Raw genomic sequence first — 18,459 nt, 5'->3', positions numbered from 1 at the left:
GGGGCAGGGCGAGACGTTCCTGCCCTGTTGCTAAAACCGCCTCTTGGTGGATACGACGCTGCGAATATTATGTCTTTCGCCCCGGGCGATCCGCCAGTCTGCGCAGGAGCGCGTTCCCGGGACTTACTACCGAAGACGTCGTCAGTATTTTAGGGTAAATCGATGAAACTAACTTTTTTCACCATGCGTTTTCCGGTAGCGTCAGAAACCTTTGTGCTCAACCAGGTAACCCACTTCATTGACAGTGGATATGACGTAGAGATCATTTCGGTATTTCCGGGCGATCACGTTAACCGGCATGCGGCTTTCGATCGCTACAATCTGGCGGAACGTATTCATTATCTGTTGCCGGAAGAGCAAAAAAGCAACGCGGAAAAGCTAAAGCAGCGCCTGAAAATGATCCTGCCGAAGCTCTTCAAGCCTGGGGTTATTAAGGCCATGAACGTGGGTCGCTATGGCGATCAGTCCATGAAGCTGCTGCTGCCGGCTATCGTCGCCTGGGCTAAGAAACCTATTACTTCAGATGTGTTTCTGGTGCATTTCGGCTACGCGGGCGCGCTGGCCAACAAGCTGCGTGAGCTGAAAGTGCTGCGCGGCAAGCAGGCAACGGTTTTTCACGGCGCGGATATTTCCCGTCGCTTTATCCTCAACGAGCACCGTAAAGATTATCCCATCCTTTTCCGCGATACCGAGCTGCTGCTGCCTATCAGCCATCTGTGGGAAAGAAAGCTGATTGCCATGGGCTGCCCGCCGGAGAAAATCCAGGTCACGCGGATGGGTATTGAACCTGAAAAATTCAATATGAAAGCGCGTGAAGCGCTGCATCAGCCGTTACGTATCCTTACCGTGGCGCGCCTGACCGAGAAAAAAGGCCTGGGTGTGGCGGTGGAAGCCTGCAAATATCTGAAAGAGAAAGGCGCTAATTTCCAGTACACCATTATCGGCAACGGCGATATGGAAGAGCAGATGCGCGACACTATTCGTCAGGCCCATCTGGAAGACTGCGTGCAGATGGTCGGCTTTAAGCCTCAGGAAGAGATTAAGCGTTACCTGGACGAAGCCGACATCTTCCTGCTGCCTTCGCTGACCGCCGCCGATGGCGATATGGAAGGCATTCCCGTTGCGCTGATGGAAGCGATGGCCGTAGGACTACCGGTGGTTTCCAGCGATCACAGCGGCATTCCGGAGCTGATTGAAAACAACGTTTCCGGCTGGCTGGCCCCGGAAGGCGATGCGCAGGCGCTGAGCGATATCCTGTTCCGGCTGTCCAAAGGCGATGTGGACGTCGCGCCCGTGGTGGTCGCCGCTCGCCAAAAAGTGGAAACGGAGTTTAACCAGCATATTGCCTATCAGGAACTGGCGGAAACGCTGGAAAAGCTGGCTAAGCGTTAATAAATCGTACTATTAATTTCAGGTAATCTTTATTAAAGCGGCAGAGTAAATTTGCCGCTGAGTGCAGCGTAATTATATTTTTGTGCGGACTTATCGAATACCCGACAATTAATTCAGCGCTAAGCTAAGACAGGTAAAGGCGATTGCTGTGGCAATGGCCTTTTTTTATTTAAGCCCGATAAGTTATCGAAACTGAACGAGGTTCACGGCAAAGTCTGGCAAAGCCGCGCCGCCTGCGTTTGCAGGCTCGCAGCACAAGAGCCGTTTTCCGCGTGCATTTATGAAAATTCATGGGCTAAGCATTAAAATGCCGGCCCTTATATGGGCCAGCCGCAGCTAAATTTTCAGATTAAGATTATACTTGCTGAATATCACTTTAATGCATAATTGCTGAACGTTTTTTACTTCATTTATATGGAAAAAATATGACCAAGCTTAAAGCAGTTATCCCCGTTGCGGGTCTGGGTATGCACATGCTCCCTGCTACAAAAGCCATTCCTAAAGAGATGCTGCCCGTTGTCGACAAGCCGATGATCCAGTACATCATCGACGAGTGCGTAGCGGCAGGCATCAAGGAAATTGTTCTGGTCACCCACGCGTCCAAGAATGCGGTTGAAAACCATTTCGATACCTCTTATGAGCTGGAAGCCCTGCTGGAAGCGCGCGTGAAGCGTTCGCTGCTGAGCGAAGTGCAGTCAATCTGTCCGCCAGGCGTGACCATCATGAACGTGCGTCAGCCACAGCCGCTGGGCCTGGCTAACTCTATTCTGTGCGCTCGTCCTATGCTGCACGACGAAGCTTTCGTGGTCGTCCTGCCGGACGTGCTGCTGGACGACTCTACTGCCGATCCGCTGCGCTATAACCTGGCCGCGATGGTTGCGCGTTTCGAAGAAACCGGCCACAGCCAGGTGCTGGCGCACCATATGCCTGAAGCCGACCTTTCCGAATACTCCGTGATTAAAACGAAAGAAGTCATGGATAACCCGGGTCAGACCAGCCAGATCCTGGAGTTCGTGGAGAAGCCGGAGCAGCCGCAGACGCTGCAATCCGATCTGGCTGCGGTAGGCCGCTACGTGCTGTCCGCCGATATCTGGGCCGAGCTGGAAAATCTGGAGCCGGGCGCCTGGGGCCGCTACCAGCTGACCGACGCTATCGCCAGCCTGGCGAAAAAGCAGCGTGTTGACGCACAGCAGCTGACCGGTACCAGCTTCGACTGCGGCCGTAAATTAGGCTACATGAAAGCTTTTGTCTCCTGGGGACTGAGAAATAACGCGCAGGGCCGCGAGTTCCGCGAAGAAATCAAAAAGATCCTCGCTAAGTAATTTCCCATTATTTAAGGTCGCGCCAGCGCGGCCATAAAGGAGTCCATATGGCTATTTTGGTAACGGGCGGAGCGGGCTACATCGGTTCGCACACGGTGCTGACGCTTCTGGAGCGCGGCGACGACGTGGTGGTTCTGGATAACCTGAGCAACGCTTCCCGCGAATCTATCGTTCGGGTAGAAAAGCTGACCGGTAAAAAGGCCGTTTTTTGCGAAGGTGATATCCTGGATCGCGCCTGCCTGCGCGACCTTTTCGCTCAGCACAATATCACTGCGGTTATTCACTTTGCTGGTCTGAAGGCGGTTGGGGAATCTACCCGTATGCCGCTGGAATACTATCAGAATAACGTGACCGGCACGCTGGTGCTGCTGGAAGAGATGCGCGCGGCCGGCGTGAATCAGTTTATTTTCAGCTCTTCCGCCACCGTTTACGGCGCGGATGCGCCGGTACCCTACGTTGAGACTACGCCAATCGGCGGCACGACCAGCCCTTACGGCACCTCTAAGCTGATGGTTGAGCTGATCCTGCGTGACTATGCCAAAGCCAATCCGGAGCTGAAAGCCATCGCGCTGCGCTACTTTAATCCGGTAGGCGCGCATGAATCCGGCCAGATTGGCGAGGATCCAAACGGTATCCCTAACAACCTGCTGCCTTATATTGCGCAGGTTGCGATTGGCCGCCTCGAAAAGCTGGGTATCTTCGGCGACGACTATCCTACTAAAGACGGCACCGGCGTACGTGACTATATTCACGTAATGGATCTGGCAGAAGGCCACCTGAAAGCGCTGGATCATCTGTCGGCTATCAGCGGTTATAAAGCCTATAACCTGGGCGCGGGCGAAGGCTATTCCGTACTGGAAATGGTGAAGGCGTTCGAGAAGGCTTCCGGTCGTCCGGTGCCTTACCAGGTCTCGCCTCGTCGCGATGGCGATCTGGCAGCGTTCTGGGCCGACGCCTCGCTGGCGGACAAAGAGCTGGACTGGCGCGTTTCACGCGGCATCGACGAGATGATGCGCGATACCTGGAACTGGCAGAGCAATAACCCTAACGGTTATAAGTAGCCGTTAAGTGTTTACGTGAAAAAGCCCGGCTTAAGCCGGGCTTTTGCGTATCTGAAACAAGATTTAATTTGGTTTGATGCTGGTTCCACACAGTGGAAATGCAATGTAGGTCAAAATTCATGTTCATAAAATAAGCTAAAAAGCTCAGGCGCGTATATAAAGTGGGCGATTTAACTTTCTCTAAGAAATTTCCTAAGTTGCACCGCATAAACAAGGAAAAATTCTTATTTTAGTTAGTTTTCATAATTGCTGAATGATACAATTCTTGACAGTATGTACGGGTTAAGTTGTCAATATTAGCTAAAAATATAGCGTGTATTCAAACCGTTAGGCAGCAGGGCTCTTTGGCTGGCATGTTGACAGGGCTTAAGCAAAGTCATAGCAGGATAGACGTTGACGTACTGGGGATGTATACCCAGGGGCGGTAGCGTGGCTAAATTTCAGGCTGGTAATGTAACTGACATAAATATCAATAATCTACGGTTATTGTTCCAAATCACTCCGTTTAGAGACTTGTTATGAAGATTTTGATCACTGGTGGCGCTGGTTTTATTGGTTCAGCAGTCGTAAGACATATCATCAACAATACGCAAGATGCCGTAATCAACGTTGACAAGTTGACCTATGCGGGCAACCTGGAATCAGTCAAGGACGTCAGCGACAGCGACCGGTATCAGTTTTTCAAACTTGATATTTGCGATACGGAAGGGCTGATCAAGGTCATGAACGAATGCGCGCCGGATGCCATTATGCACCTTGCGGCAGAAAGCCATGTCGATCGCTCCATTACCGGCCCTGCAGATTTTGTGCAGACTAACGTAGTCGGAACTTACAGCCTGTTAGAGGCCACGCGCCAGTACTGGAACTCGCTGGGTGAAGAGAAAAAGCAGGCTTTCCGCTTTCATCATATTTCCACCGATGAAGTCTATGGCGATCTGCCCCATCCCGATGAGATGAGCGGCGAGCTGCCACTTTTTACCGAAACTACACCTTACGCGCCGAGTAGCCCTTACTCCTCAACCAAAGCGGCCAGCGATCATCTGGTACGCGCATGGGGACGTACCTATAAGCTGCCGGTCATTATTACCAACTGCTCTAATAACTATGGTCCATACCATTTCCCGGAAAAGCTGATCCCGCTCATCATTATTAATGCGCTGGAGAAAAAGCCGCTGCCTGTCTATGGCAAAGGGGATCAAATCCGCGACTGGCTCTATGTCGAGGATCACGCCCGCGCGCTGTATAAAGTGGTTACAGAGGCTAAGCCGGGCAGCACTTATAATATTGGCGGCCACAATGAAAAGAAAAATCTGGATGTAGTAAAAACCGTTTGCGCGCTGCTGGATGAGCTGAAGCCTTCCGAGGGCCACTATGCGGATCTGATCACCTACGTTAATGACCGTCCAGGCCACGATCGTCGCTATGCCATCGACTCAACTAAAATTCAAAATGAGCTGGGCTGGAAACCGGAAGAGACCTTTGAAACCGGGATGCGTAAAACCGTGGAATGGTATCTTAGCAATGATGAGTGGGTCAGCAATGTAAAAAGCGGCGCCTACCAAAGCTGGATTGAGCAAAATTACGAGAAACGTAACTAATGAACATTCTTCTTTTTGGTAAAAATGGCCAGGTTGGCTGGGAGCTGCAGCGTGCGCTGGCTCCTTTAGGCAACCTGACTGCGCTGGATCGTCATTCCACGGAACACTGCGGCGATCTGTCAAACCCTGAGGGCATTGCCGCTACTATTGCTGCTCTGAAACCAGACGTTATTGTCAATGCTGCGGCCCATACGGCCGTCGATAAAGCGGAATCGGAACCTGAAGTTGCTGCCTTATTAAATACCGAAGCCGTCGCGAAAATGGCTGATGCCGCTGAAAAAGCGGGCGCGCTGCTTGTTCATTATTCCACTGACTATGTATTCAACGGTCAGGGGGATAAACCCTGGACCGAAACCGACGCTACGGAGCCGTTAAGTGTATACGGCAAAACGAAATGCGCAGGGGAAGAGGCCATTACAGCCACGTGCAGCAGCTATCTGATATTCCGTACCAGCTGGGTCTATGCGGCGAAAGGCAACAATTTTGCGAAAACCATGCTAAAGCTGGCTAAAGACCGTGATGAACTGTCTGTGATCAACGATCAGTTCGGCGCGCCTACGGGCGCCGAGCTGATTGCAGATTGTACAGCGCATGCTGTTCGTAAGGCTAAAGGTAAACCGCAACTCTCTGGCATTTACCACCTGATAGCCAATGGCATAACGACCTGGCATGAATATGCATCTTACGTCATTGAAACAGGACGTAAAAAAGGTCTGGAACTTAAGGTCAGCAGGATCAATGCGGTACCGACTTCAGCTTTCCCGACCCCGGCTAAACGACCTGCTAATTCAAGGTTGGATATCACTAAATTCCAGCAAACTTTTGCGTTAACGTTACCTGACTGGCGTATCGGCGTTGAGCGGATGCTTACCGAAGTCATTGGATAAATTCTCTAATCAGCAGTGCTGAATACTGCTAAACGGGTGCAAGGAATTATGGCAAAAAATAAGGGTATTATCTTAGCAGGCGGCTCCGGAACAAGGCTGTATCCGGTTACTATGGCGGTCAGTAAACAATTGCTGCCTATTTACGATAAGCCGATGATTTATTACCCACTGAGCACGCTGATGATGGCGGGGATCCGCGATATTCTTATTATCAGCACGCCTCAGGATACGCCTCGCTTTGAAAGTTTACTGCGTGATGGTTCGCAATGGGGTCTCTCCATCCAGTATAAAGTGCAGGAGAGTCCTGATGGTCTTGCGCAAGCTTTTATCCTCGGTGAAGAATTTATTGGAGAAGATTCTTGCGCGCTGATTCTGGGCGACAATATTTTTTACGGCCACGATCTGGTACCTCAGCTTGAAGCCGCCAAAAATAAAAAAACAGGGGCAACGGTGTTTGCCTATCACGTTCACGATCCTGAGCGTTATGGCGTTGTCGAATTCGATGAGGACGGTGTCGCTATTTCTCTGGAAGAGAAACCAGCAGTTGCAAAAAGTAATTATGCCGTTACCGGACTCTATTTTTATGATAACAGCGTAGTTGAAATAGCGAAAAGTCTTAAACCTTCTGCCCGTGGCGAGCTTGAAATTACCGATATCAACCAGGCTTATCTCAATAAAGGTTTGCTCTCTGTTGTGACGATGGGACGAGGCTACGCCTGGCTTGACACCGGCACGCACGAAAGCCTGATCGAAGCCGGGAACTTTATTCAGACTATCGAGCACCGTCAGGGGCTTAAAATTGCGTGTATTGAAGAAATCGCCTGGCGACAAAAATTTATAACCAGCGCTCAGCTGGAAGAACTGGCTAAACCGTTTGCAAAAAATGGTTATGGCAAATATATGCTGAATTTGATTAAGAAATAACGCTCTGAATAAACTGGAAGGAAAAAACGTGAAGGTTATTACTACGTCTTTAACCGATGTCCTGATCTTTGAGCCAACGGTCTTTGGCGATCATCGTGGCTTCTTTTTTGAAAGCTTCAGCCAAAAATTTTTCGATGAAGCGGTGGGAACTTCCGTCAGCTTTGTGCAGGATAACCATTCAAAATCATCACAGGGCGTACTACGCGGACTGCATTATCAGTTAAATCCAAATGCTCAGGGTAAGCTGGTTCGTTGCGTCGAAGGAGCCGTTCTGGATGTCGCGGTCGATATCCGCAAGGATTCTGCTACGTTCGGTCAGTGGGTCGGGGTAGAGCTGAGCGCTGAAAATAAACGGCAGTTATGGATCCCTGCCGGTTTTGCACACGGTTTTGTCACGCTGAGTGAAACCGCAGAGTTCGTTTATAAAACCACTAATTACTATGCAAAAGAAAGCGAGCGCTCCATCGTATGGAACGATCCTGATATCGCAATTGACTGGAAAATCTCAGACGTTCTTCTTTCCGACAAAGACAAGCACGCACCTCGTCTTCAGGATGCAGAGGTTTTCTAAATGAACGAACAGGCTAAAACACCGGGTGCCCTGGTAAAGACGATGCTGATGCATCGTCGTTTGATTTACACCCTGACAAAAAGAGAAGTTATCAGCCGCTATCGGGGGTCGATGCTGGGCCTGCTGTGGTCCTTCTTTACGCCCGTATTAATGCTGGTGGTTTACACCTTCGTGTTTAGCGTAGTGTTTCAGGCTAAATGGAGTGAGGGTCAAACGTCTAAATCGGCTTTTGCATTGGTTTTATTCTCAGGTTTAATTATCTTTAACCTCTTTGCCGAATGTATCAACAAGGCGCCAGGCACTATTATTGCCAACGCAAACTACGTCAAAAAGGTGATATTCCCGCTGGAAATATTAACCTGGGTTAATATGGGCGCGGCGCTGTTTCACTTTTTTATCAGCTGCGTGGTCTGGCTGGTGTTTTACGTTATTGAAGTGGGTATCCCGCATCTGACGCTGCTGCTGCTGCCGCTGGTGCTGATCCCGCTGATATTGCTGACGATGGGGCTGAGCTGGTTTCTGGCTGCTTTAGGCGTTTATATTCGCGATGTCAGCCAGCTTGTCGGTATCATAACTATGGTGCTGATGTTCCTTTCGCCAATATTTTTCCCTACGTCTGCTCTACCGGCCAGCATCCGCTCGTGGCTGCTGCTAAACCCACTTGCACACTTTATTGAACAGGCCAGGGCGGTTATGTACTGGGGAACCATTCCTGATATGGGATCCTGGCTAATCGGCTTTGTGATAAGCATTGTTATTGCCTGGGCTGGTTTTTACTTTTTCCAGAAAACGCGCAAGGGGTTTGCAGATGTCATCTGAAGATATCATTACCGTTCAGGGACTCAGTAAGTGTTATCAAATCTACGACTCCCCTAAAGATCGGCTGTTACAAATGTTTTACCGCAGTCGTAAAAAGCTCTATCGCGATTTCTGGGCGCTGAATGACGTCTCCTTTACTTTAAAAAAGGGAGAAACAGTCGGAATAATTGGCAGAAACGGTTCGGGAAAATCGACGCTGCTGCAAATGATCTGTGGGACATTGAATCCAACAGATGGGCAGGTGAAAGTTGGTGGTAAAATCGCCGCCTTGCTGGAGCTGGGCGCGGGTTTTAATCCGGAATTTACCGGACATGAAAATGTTTTTATGGCCGCGTCACTTTATGGCCTGACCAATGAGCAAATCCGGGATCGCTATGAAAGCATTCTGGCCTTTGCCGAAATCGGCGAACATATAGATCAGCCGGTAAAAACCTACTCCAGCGGTATGTATGTCCGCCTCGCCTTTGCTGTTATAGCACACGTCGACGCCGATATATTAGTGGTGGACGAAGCGTTGGCCGTTGGCGACGCTGTGTTTACGCAAAAATGTATGCGCTTTATCCGTAAGTTTAAAGAAAACGGCACGCTACTTTTTGTCAGTCACGACACCAGCTCGGTGATCAACCTTTGTGATAAGGCCATCTGGCTTCATCAGGGCAAAATGATAACCTCCGGCAAAGCGAAAGATATTGCGGAAAAGTACCTGCAATACACGCTTCAGGAAGTTTACGGCGCTGAAGCTAAGCTTGAAAGCCTGAAAGCCGCACCGATGTCTGAAGAGGCTCAACAGGCTGCTGCGGAGAACCATAACGAGGCGTCGGCACTTGAGTCAGCGATAAATTATAATACTCAGTACGGTATCGAAGATAACCTTTCTGAAGCCAACGGCTGGAAGACGGGTGGGGGGGAAATAAATTCCGTTACCTTCGCTGATATTAAAACTGGCAACACCCGACACATCTACAAGGGTGGCGAAGCCGTTAAGCTGACGGTTGAAGCTACGGTCCATCAGGATTTTGATGCTCCCATTATCGGTTTTCTGGTGAAGGATCGTCTGGGACAGGTTCTGTTTGGTGAAAATACGCTGCCTTTTACTACGGTTAATCCCGTGCCGGTTATGGCCGGCGACAAAATCAAAGCTGAATATAAATTTACGCTTCCTATGCTGCCAAATGGTGAATATGCCATGATGGTGTCACTGGCTAATGGCGATATTAACAACCATGTACAGCACCACTTGCTTCATGATGCGCTGATTATCAATGTTTCATCCAGTGAAGTACGTTGGGGCCTGGTAGGTATAAAATTTGATGAAGTTAAGATGGAAATCAAATGAAGACACTTTTTGAACTCTATGAAAATCATCATGGAAAATCTTCCGACAAGTGGACGATTTATTTAGAGACCTACCATGAAGTTCTGGCTCCTTTGCAGGAAAAGCCGGTTAATTTCCTTGAAATCGGCGTACAAAACGGCGGTTCCCTGGAGATTTGGTCTAAGTATTTCCCGAATGCTAATAATATTGTCGGTTGCGATATCAATGAAAGATGTGCGCTGCTGGAATATGAAAATAAAAAGATAAGCCTGGTTATTGGCAACTCTTCTACCGCAAGAGTCAGAAACAGTATCGCGGAAATCTCACCGCGTTTTGACGTCATTGTTGATGATGGTTCACACGACTCTTCTGATATCATTAAATCATTCCTTCTCTATTTTCCCCTGATAGAAGAGGGCGGTTTTTATATTATTGAAGATCTCCATTGCAGCTACTGGCTAAATTTTGAAGGTGGCCTGTACGATCCCTATTCTTCAATGGCATTTTTGAAAAAGCTGGGCGACATTCCCAACCATGAGCATTGGGGAAGTCAAAAGCAGGAAAAAGACTACCTACGTCCGTTTTATGAACACTATGACTGTGTGGGCTTCGATAACGTTGACTACAGTGAAATCCATTCCGTTACTTTTGTAAACTCACTATGCATTATTCAAAAAAGAAAAAAAGAAAGTAATATTTTAGGCCCGCGCGTTATCTCCGGTGATGTTGAAATAGTCGTTCAGGGGCACAGCAACATTCATGGCTCCTTTAATGAACCTCAGGACCAGTTCAATAATCCCTGGCGAGACTTACCCACTTTCCCTGAAATGGAATGGAAGGATCTCAAAGAAAATTTAAGCATTGCTGAAAAGAAATTAAGCAAAAATCTTAATGAAATCAGAAGGCTTAAAGCAGATATCGCTCATTATAAAGAAAACGAAGAAAGACTGCGTCAGCAGGTCGCTGAAAAAGACGAACTTATACATAGATTATCTCATGATAATCACGCCTTACTGACGTCAACGAGCTGGAAAGTGACGCAGCCTCTGCGCAAGTCAGTTACCCATTTGCGCAAAGTGAAAAAAGGCGTGGATCTTTCAGGCCAAATCGTCAGGGATTACGGTTTGAGCGAGAGTATCAATCGGGCAAAAAATATTTATAATCAACACGGTTTTCGTGGATTGCTGAATAAGCTTCGCTATATTAATCAACTGCAGCAGCTCTCTGCTGTCGTTGAGTCGAAAGCCCTTGCTCCAGTCACGTTGCGTGCTGAGACCCTGCTGGTTCCTAAAGTCCTTATTATCGCAGAAGTTTCCATCCCGCAATGTAAAAAATACCGTGTCGATCAGAAAGTTGAACTTTTCAACCGCCTCGGTATAGAAGTCACCGTTTTGCCATGGAGCCATCAAAACGAATGCATTAAAGCAATGCAGTCGCATACGCTGGTAATTTTTTACCGTGTTCCTGGTTTCGCCAGCCTTGATCCTGTGTTTGCCGAATGTAAACGCCTCAATATCACTACCCTGTGGGAAGTGGATGATCTGATCTTCGACGCCGACATTCTGCGTAACAGTAAAACGTTACAGGCTCTGGATACTGCTACTTATAACGGGCTTCTTGACGGCGCGCACCTTTACAAGAGCGCTATGCTGCAGTGTAGCGGTGCTATTGCTTCTACCCAGCATCTGGCCGATGAAATGATAAAGGCCGGGGCCAAATACGCTTACGTTGTTGAAAATGCGCTTGATCCGGAAACCATTACGGCGGCTGAGTCGATTACCACGGGCAGGAAAAGCCTTGAAGATGGTATTATAAGAATTGTTTACGGCTCAGGCACGACCACTCATAATATTGATTTCCTGGAAGCGGCTGATGCGATAGTCAGCGTGCTCAGGCAAAACAAGAACGTTCATTTCCGTTTAATCGGTAATCTTGATTTGCCTGCCTCCTTTAAAGAGGTTGAGGCGCAAGTTGAATATATTGCATTGTGCCCGTATCGCGATTATCTGAAAGTTCTGGCCGAATGTGATATCAGCCTTGCACCACTGGAAGATTACGTATTCAACTACTCGAAAAGTAATATTAAGTATATCGAAGCCTCCATACTTTCTATACCAAGCGTTTGCTCACCGCGTCCGACTTTTAGCCGTGTTATTAAGCATGGCGAGAATGGTTTCCTTTGCGAAACACCGCAAGAATGGGAAGATGTGTTAACGCAGCTGATAGAATCGGAAGCGCTGCGTACTAAGGTTGGTGCGCAGGCCTACCATTCTGTTTATGAGCACTATTTACCAGAAAATATTGCGCATGAACAAGTTAGCAAGATTATTGCTGACTATGCCCGATTAAATAAAAGCGATAAGAAGAATATTCTTTCAGTAAACTGCTATTATAATCCTCGCTCATTCGGTGGCGCAACGGTGGTGGCAGAGGAAATTAATAAGCGCTTTGCCAATAACGAAGATATAAATATCCATGTTTTAACTTCGTTATCTGAAGAGTATGTGCCTGCATATGAATTACGTCGTTACCAGTCATGGGATCACGAATGTTTTGGGATTGGCCTGCCGCGTATTTTGCAACCAAATGAGCAAATAGTTAATCGTAAAATCGAACCTGCTTTTTCTGAGGTTCTGGACATTGTTAAACCCGATGCGGTCCATTTCCATTCGATTCAGGGCTTGGGCGTGACGATGCTGGAGATGTGTGCCGAGAGGCAAATCCCTGTGATTGTCACCACGCATGACTACTGGTGGTTATATGAGCACCAGTTTATTCTTAGTTATCAGGATAAGGCTCCTGCCGACGAGCGCGATAAAAACAAAATTTACTATAATCAGAAAAAGCGTGATGCGCTTTCTCTGGCTTCTGTTTTACTGGCGCCGGGAGCCTTCTGCCGCGATCTTTATAGAAGCGAAGGGTTTAAGGAAATTTCGGTCAACAAAAATGGCGTAAATTATCCTGCTGTCAATATAGAAAGGACTAAGCCGGGTACGCTTCGCTTTGGTTACCTGGGCGGTAATACCGACATCAAAGGCTTCCATCTTCTTAAGGCTGCTTTCAAAAATGTTTCGGCCGAAGATGCGGCGCTGACCATTATTGATAATACTCTCGCGCTGGGCTTCTCTTCCTTTAGCGAGTCGGATCTTGCGAACTTCAAAAATTATCAGCTGGCCCCGGCTTTTAGCCAGGAAACAATGGATGATTTTTATAACAGTATTGATGTTCTGATTTATCCTACTCAATCAAAAGAGAGCTTCGGTTTGACGGTGCGCGAGGCGCTGGTGCGTAACGTATGGGTTATCACTTCCGATGCAGGAGGAGCCGCTGAGGACATTATTGAAGGACGTAATGGAACGATCATACCGTTCAATAATAATGCCGAAGAACTTGAAAAAGCCATCGTCGCTACGATAGCGCACTTCAGGCAGCTTCCCGCAGGAAAAATGGAGAACCTTCCGCACTCCCATATTCGTTCATTTGATGAACAATATGAAGAGCTGGTAGAGATTTACCGTTCGGCTCACTGAAAAAAGGGCCTTTGGCCCTTTTTAATCAGGGTAATGTAATGTGAACGAGAAAATTTTGGCCATTACGGTCACCTGGCAGCCTGTCATTAAAGACTTATCCCGCCAGGTTGCTGTCTTGCTCAACAGCAATGTAGATATCGTTATTGTCGATAATGGTTCAGAAAATGTGGCAGCGCTGGAAGAGTATGTTTCAGGCTGCCCGGATAATGTCTCTTTGCTGAAAATGCAAGAAAATCTGGGCATTGCTGCCGCGCAAAACCAGGGCATTACCAAAGCAACAGAGCAGGGGTACGCATATATCCTGCTCATGGATCAGGACAGCCTGCCTGCCGAAAATATGGTTGAGGAGCTGCTCCAGGGTTTTTCAACCTTGACTGATGCGGCGGCAATCGGCCCTAATTTTACCAATGGACAAGAGGCTTCCCAGGCGCGTTTTATCCGTGTCGAGGGGCTAAGCATTATCAAAATGTCGCAAAATGACAGCAGTAACATCGTTGAAGTTGATCATTTGATTGCCTCAGGTTCTCTAATCCCGGTACGTGCTTTGGCCGTAACGGGTCTGATGGACGAGTCCCTTTTCATTGATTACGTTGATATAGAATGGGCGCTACGTGCACGGGCAAAAGGCTTGCGCTCATATGGCTGCTTCTCTGCACAGATGCACCATGCTTTGGGTGATAACAAGGTAGCTTTCATGGGTCGAAATGTTGCCGTGCATTCCCCTCAGCGCCACTACTATATGGTAAGAAACGCTATCCTTCTTTATAAAAGGAATTTTATCCCGGTAAGCTGGAAAGTGGTAGATTGCTATAAACTTGCTATTAAAATGACTATTTTGTTATTGTTTACCGGGCAAAGGTTGAAAAATATCAAAGCTATCATTCGGGGATGTCGGGACGGCATAAATAGCAAATCAGGTAAGTGTGAATTGAAATGAAACTTTCCGGCAATGTTGATGAGATAAATCCCGCTACTGCAACCAGGATCCTGCGTGTCTCTGTTGTAACCTATTATATTGATGACGACATTTTCACCCTGATGGCGTCACTGGAAGCCGCATTTAAGCATTGCCAGGCTACGCGTCTTGAAGTGATCCTGATCGAAAACGGCTATAAAGAAAAAAACGATCGACACCGTGCGCTGGAAGAAAAATATCCTTTCTGTGAAATTATTATCGCCGGTGAAAACCTTGGCTATGGACGTGCTCATAACCTGGCTATGAATGCAAATGCGGATTATCACCTCATCCTTAACCCGGATATTATTTTGCATGAAAATACGCTTGCTGTAGCTCTGGATTTTCTGAACTCACATCCTGAATGTGGTCTGCTCTCACCCCTTGCTCGCTGGCGTAATGGTGAAAGACAATTCTTATGTAAGCGCTATCCCAGCGTTTTTACCCTTTTACTGCGTGGGTTTGCACCCTCTTTTATAAGGAAAATCCTAAAAAAACGGCTTGCTAACTATAATATGGCTGAAGATATTACGCTGGATAATGTCTACTGGAATCCCCCTATTGTTAGTGGTTGCTTTATGTTTTTCAGAAACAGCGTGCTGCAAGAGTTGCGGGGATTTGACCCTGACTATTTTCTCTATTTTGAAGATACCGATCTGAGTTGGCGCGCGGCCAGCCTGACGAAAGTTGCCTATGTTCCACAGGTGGAAGTTGTTCATCATGGGGGTAATGCCTCACGTAAAGGGCTAAAACATATTATGTTGTTTACCTCTTCGATGATTAAATTCTTTCATAAAAACGGTTGGAAAATGGTCTGATAAAATGTTTTGGGTGGATATTGTTTAAATAGTAAACATGTTACCCGGAACATTTTAGATACCTATCACACCTATTGCTACCAACAGCCCTTACTCTTCAGTTAATATGAATTGAATACGGGCTTTAAGTCTATGTAATCCCCAGACAGGAGTATGTAATGTCCAAGCAACAGATCGGCGTTGTAGGTATGGCGGTAATGGGTCGTAACCTGGCTCTTAACATCGAAAGCCGCGGCTATACCGTATCCATCTTTAACCGCTCTCGCGAAAAGACTGACGAAGTCATCGCCGAGAACGAAGGCAAAAAGCTGGCGCCTTACTACACCATCGAAGAGTTTGTTGAATCCCTTGAGAAACCTCGCCGTATTCTGCTGATGGTGCAGGCAGGCGAAGCGACTGACAAAACTATCGCTTCTCTCACGCCACACCTCGATAAAGGCGATATCCTGATCGACGGCGGCAACACTTTCTATAAAGACACCATTCGCCGTAACCGCGAACTGTCTGAGCAGGGCTTCAACTTTATCGGTACCGGCGTTTCCGGCGGTGAAGAGGGCGCACTGAAAGGCCCATCCATCATGCCTGGCGGCCAGAAAGAAGCTTACGAGCTGGTTGCACCTATTCTGGATAAAATTGCCGCGCGCGCCGAAGGCGAAGCCTGTGTTGCCTATATCGGTCCGGACGGCGCTGGTCACTATGTGAAAATGGTGCACAACGGTATCGAATACGGCGATATGCAGCTGATTGCAGAAGCCTACTCCCTGCTGAAAAACGCCCTGAACCTGAGCAACGAAGATCTGGCTAAGACCTTCAGCGAATGGAACGAAGGCGAGCTGAGCAGCTACCTGATCGACATCACCAAAGACATCTTCACCAAGAAAGACGAAGAGGGTAACTACCTGGTTGATGTGATCCTGGATGAAGCGGCCAACAAAGGCACCGGTAAATGGACCAGCCAGAGCTCTCTGGATCTGGGCGAGCCGCTGTCGCTGATCACCGAATCCGTATTCGCACGCTACCTCTCCTCGCTGAAAACTCAGCGCGTAGCGGCTTCCAAAGTTCTGAGCGGCCCGACCGTGCAGACCGTTTCCGGCGATAAAGCAGAGTTCGTTGAGAAAGTGCGCCGCGCGCTTTACCTGGGCAAAATCGTTTCCTATGCACAGGGCTTCTCTCAGCTGAAAGCGGCTTCCACCGAAAACAACTGGGATCTGAACTACGGCGAGATTGCTAAAATCTTCCGCGCTGGCTGCATCATCCGCGCGCAGTTCCTGCAGAAAATTACCGATGCCTATGCGGATAACGCCGACATCGCTAACCTGCTGCTGGCACCGTACTTCAAAAACATCGCGGACGAATACCAGCAGGCGCTGCGTGACGTTGTGGCCTATGCCGTACAGAACGGTATCCCAACGCCAACCTTCTCCGCTGCTATCGCTTACTACGACAGCTACCGTTCAGCGGTGCTGCCAGCGAACCTGATCCAGGCGCAGCGTGACTACTTCGGCGCGCATACCTACAAGCGTACCGATAAAGAAGGTGTGTTCCACACCGAGTGGCTGGATTAATTTTAGCTGCTACATAAGTAATTCCAGGGGCTTCATTCTGAAGCCCTTTTGTCATCTGAATATAATTTCACCTGCCTGTCTTTAAATAACCGAACGCGATCGGCTATCCTCTTTTAGGGTTAACCTGCCTGAAGCCAGGCATTTTTCGTCATCGATCGCGATCGACTATCATATTTTCAGGTTCATCCTGCCTGAAATAACTTGATAACTTAGTTTACCTGCGAGACGAATTTTATTAGTCTGTTCCTTTATTTTATAAAAGGACTTTCTCCATTTGTCACTTTAAGGAATCTCTATGAGTAAAAAGATCGCCGTTGCTGTTGTTATCCCATGTTATAAGGTAAAAAACCACATTTTAGGGGTCATTCAGGCCATTGGACCCGAAGTGGATAAAATTTACGCCGTTGATGATTGTTGTCCAGAAGGATCTGGCGATTTTATTGAAGAAAATAATACGGATCAGCGAGTAACAGTCCTTCGTAACAGCGTTAATCAGGGCGTTGGCGGCGCGGTAATGCATGGCTACAGTGCAGCACTGGCAGACGATATTGACGTCATTGTTAAGATTGATGGCGATGGGCAGATGGATCCCTCATTGCTGTGCGAATTTATCGCGCCGATTATAAGTGGCGAAGCGGATTATACTAAAGGTAACCGCTTCTTTAATCTTGAAAACATTATGGCTATGCCTAAAATAAGACTGTTTGGCAATGCTGTTCTGTCCTTCATGACAAAAATATCTTCGGGTTACTGGAATATATTCGATCCGACGAATGGCTATACGGCGATCCATAAAGATGTTATTAAAAACTTACCGTTAAACAAAATAAGTAAGAGATATTTTTTCGAATCCGATATGCTTTTCAGGCTCAACACGCTAAAAGCCGTTGTGATTGATATCCCCATGCATGCCAAATATGAAGAAGAGGTATCGAATCTTAAGATTTCTAAAATAATCGGGGACTTTTTATTTAAACACGGCAGGAATTTCTGTAAGCGTGTTTTTTATAATTACTACCTGCGTGACATGTCTCTGGCATCGATAGAGTTACCTGTTGGGCTGCTGATGCTGCTGTTTGGCTTTTGTACCGGTGTTTCACACTGGGTTCAATCTATTCAGAGCGGTATTCCTACCACGTCCGGTGCTATAATGTTAGCCGCATTACCAATCATTATCGGCATACAGTTTATTATGGCTTTTGTGGGTCATGATGTGGCAAACACGCCTAAAAGAGCTTTCCATCGCAGGTATAAGTAATCATGTTTTATTTTGTCGCGCTATTGTGCGTTCTCGGTATTGCCGCAGGGCAAATCATGTTTAAGCTTAGCGCCATCGCTATGCATAAAAGTGGCACCATGTTTTCCTTTAACGCGCTGGCAATATTATTTTGTGCCTTTGCGCTTTATGGCATTACAACGGTAGCGTGGGTCTGGGTTTTGCAGAAGATAGAGCTGGGCAAGGCCTATCCCCTGATGGCGCTTGCTTTTGCCATCGTCCCTATTGGCAGTTACCTGTTTTTGGGCGAAAAGTTCACCTATCAGTATTTTTTCGGGGTAGCCCTGATTATGATCGGAATTATTATTGCCGTAAAATCTTAATCCCGCTTGCAGATAAACTGTCTTTAAGAAAAAAGCCGCTAGCTTATGCTATCGGCTTTTTTTTTATCTTTACAGCCTGATGATTACTGTTATCTACGATGGT

Annotated in this window: 15 protein-coding genes; all 15 read left to right on the top strand. The window is 47.6% G+C overall.

Annotated features, from left to right (window positions below):
- The first annotated feature begins 162 nt into the window (after positions 1–162).
- The 15 genes from QZH36_RS13655 (at position 163) to QZH36_RS13585 (ending at position 18,356) form a co-directional block, all read left to right on the top strand.
- A complete protein-coding gene (locus QZH36_RS13655; protein ID WP_301730472.1) occupies positions 163–1,392 on the top strand; it encodes a glycosyltransferase in 1,230 nt (409 codons plus the stop codon).
- A 425-nt stretch (positions 1,393–1,817) separates the two neighbouring features.
- Positions 1,818–2,714, top strand: a complete 897-nt coding sequence (gene galF / locus QZH36_RS13650) for a UTP--glucose-1-phosphate uridylyltransferase GalF (protein WP_301251110.1) — start codon at positions 1,818–1,820, stop codon at positions 2,712–2,714.
- A gap of 47 nt (positions 2,715–2,761) precedes the next feature.
- Complete coding sequence (galE, locus tag QZH36_RS13645; protein WP_253460080.1) at positions 2,762–3,775, top strand: UDP-glucose 4-epimerase GalE; 1,014 nt, start codon at positions 2,762–2,764, stop codon at positions 3,773–3,775.
- A 518-nt stretch (positions 3,776–4,293) separates the two neighbouring features.
- On the top strand, positions 4,294–5,373 hold the full coding sequence (gene rfbB / locus QZH36_RS13640) for a dTDP-glucose 4,6-dehydratase (protein ID WP_301730471.1): 1,080 nt from the start codon (positions 4,294–4,296) through the stop codon (positions 5,371–5,373).
- Positions 5,373–6,260 carry a dTDP-4-dehydrorhamnose reductase gene (gene rfbD / locus QZH36_RS13635; RefSeq protein ID WP_301730470.1) on the top strand — a complete coding sequence of 296 codons (888 nt, stop codon included), beginning with the start codon at positions 5,373–5,375 and terminating at the stop codon, positions 6,258–6,260. Before rfbB ends, rfbD begins: the two co-directional genes overlap by 1 nt.
- A gap of 48 nt (positions 6,261–6,308) precedes the next feature.
- Entirely contained in the window at positions 6,309–7,184 is an 876-nt protein-coding gene (gene rfbA, locus QZH36_RS13630; protein ID WP_301730469.1) for a glucose-1-phosphate thymidylyltransferase RfbA, read from the top strand.
- A gap of 28 nt (positions 7,185–7,212) precedes the next feature.
- Entirely contained in the window at positions 7,213–7,755 is a 543-nt protein-coding gene (gene rfbC / locus QZH36_RS13625; protein WP_301730468.1) for a dTDP-4-dehydrorhamnose 3,5-epimerase, read from the top strand.
- Positions 7,756–8,574 (top strand): ABC transporter permease, encoded by an 819-nt coding sequence (locus QZH36_RS13620; RefSeq protein WP_301730467.1) that lies wholly within the window; start codon positions 7,756–7,758, stop codon positions 8,572–8,574. It begins immediately after the preceding gene.
- Positions 8,564–9,910 (top strand): ABC transporter ATP-binding protein, encoded by a 1,347-nt coding sequence (locus QZH36_RS13615; protein WP_301730466.1) that lies wholly within the window; start codon positions 8,564–8,566, stop codon positions 9,908–9,910. Before QZH36_RS13620 ends, QZH36_RS13615 begins: the two co-directional genes overlap by 11 nt.
- A complete protein-coding gene (locus QZH36_RS13610) occupies positions 9,907–13,419 on the top strand; it encodes a glycosyltransferase (RefSeq protein ID WP_301730465.1) in 3,513 nt (1,170 codons plus the stop codon). Before QZH36_RS13615 ends, QZH36_RS13610 begins: the two co-directional genes overlap by 4 nt.
- Before the next feature lie 40 nt (positions 13,420–13,459).
- On the top strand, positions 13,460–14,356 hold the full coding sequence (locus tag QZH36_RS13605; RefSeq protein WP_301730463.1) for a glycosyltransferase family 2 protein: 897 nt from the start codon (positions 13,460–13,462) through the stop codon (positions 14,354–14,356).
- Entirely contained in the window at positions 14,353–15,192 is an 840-nt protein-coding gene (locus QZH36_RS13600; protein WP_301730461.1) for a glycosyltransferase family 2 protein, read from the top strand. Before QZH36_RS13605 ends, QZH36_RS13600 begins: the two co-directional genes overlap by 4 nt.
- A gap of 158 nt (positions 15,193–15,350) precedes the next feature.
- Positions 15,351–16,757 (top strand): NADP-dependent phosphogluconate dehydrogenase, encoded by a 1,407-nt coding sequence (gnd, locus tag QZH36_RS13595; RefSeq protein WP_253460110.1) that lies wholly within the window; start codon positions 15,351–15,353, stop codon positions 16,755–16,757.
- A 295-nt stretch (positions 16,758–17,052) separates the two neighbouring features.
- The gene (locus tag QZH36_RS13590; protein WP_301730458.1) at positions 17,053–18,015 is read left to right on the top strand and encodes a glycosyltransferase family 2 protein; all 963 of its coding nucleotides are present in this window, start codon (positions 17,053–17,055) and stop codon (positions 18,013–18,015) included.
- Positions 18,016–18,017: 2 nt separating this feature from the next.
- Positions 18,018–18,356, top strand: a complete 339-nt coding sequence (locus QZH36_RS13585) for an EamA family transporter (protein WP_301730456.1) — start codon at positions 18,018–18,020, stop codon at positions 18,354–18,356.
- The last annotated feature ends 103 nt before the right edge of the window (positions 18,357–18,459 follow it).

This window comes from Erwinia wuhanensis, from assembly GCF_030484085.1.
Taxonomy (GTDB): domain Bacteria; phylum Pseudomonadota; class Gammaproteobacteria; order Enterobacterales; family Enterobacteriaceae; genus Erwinia; species Erwinia aeris.
This window is presented reverse-complemented; position numbering and strand designations above follow the sequence as displayed.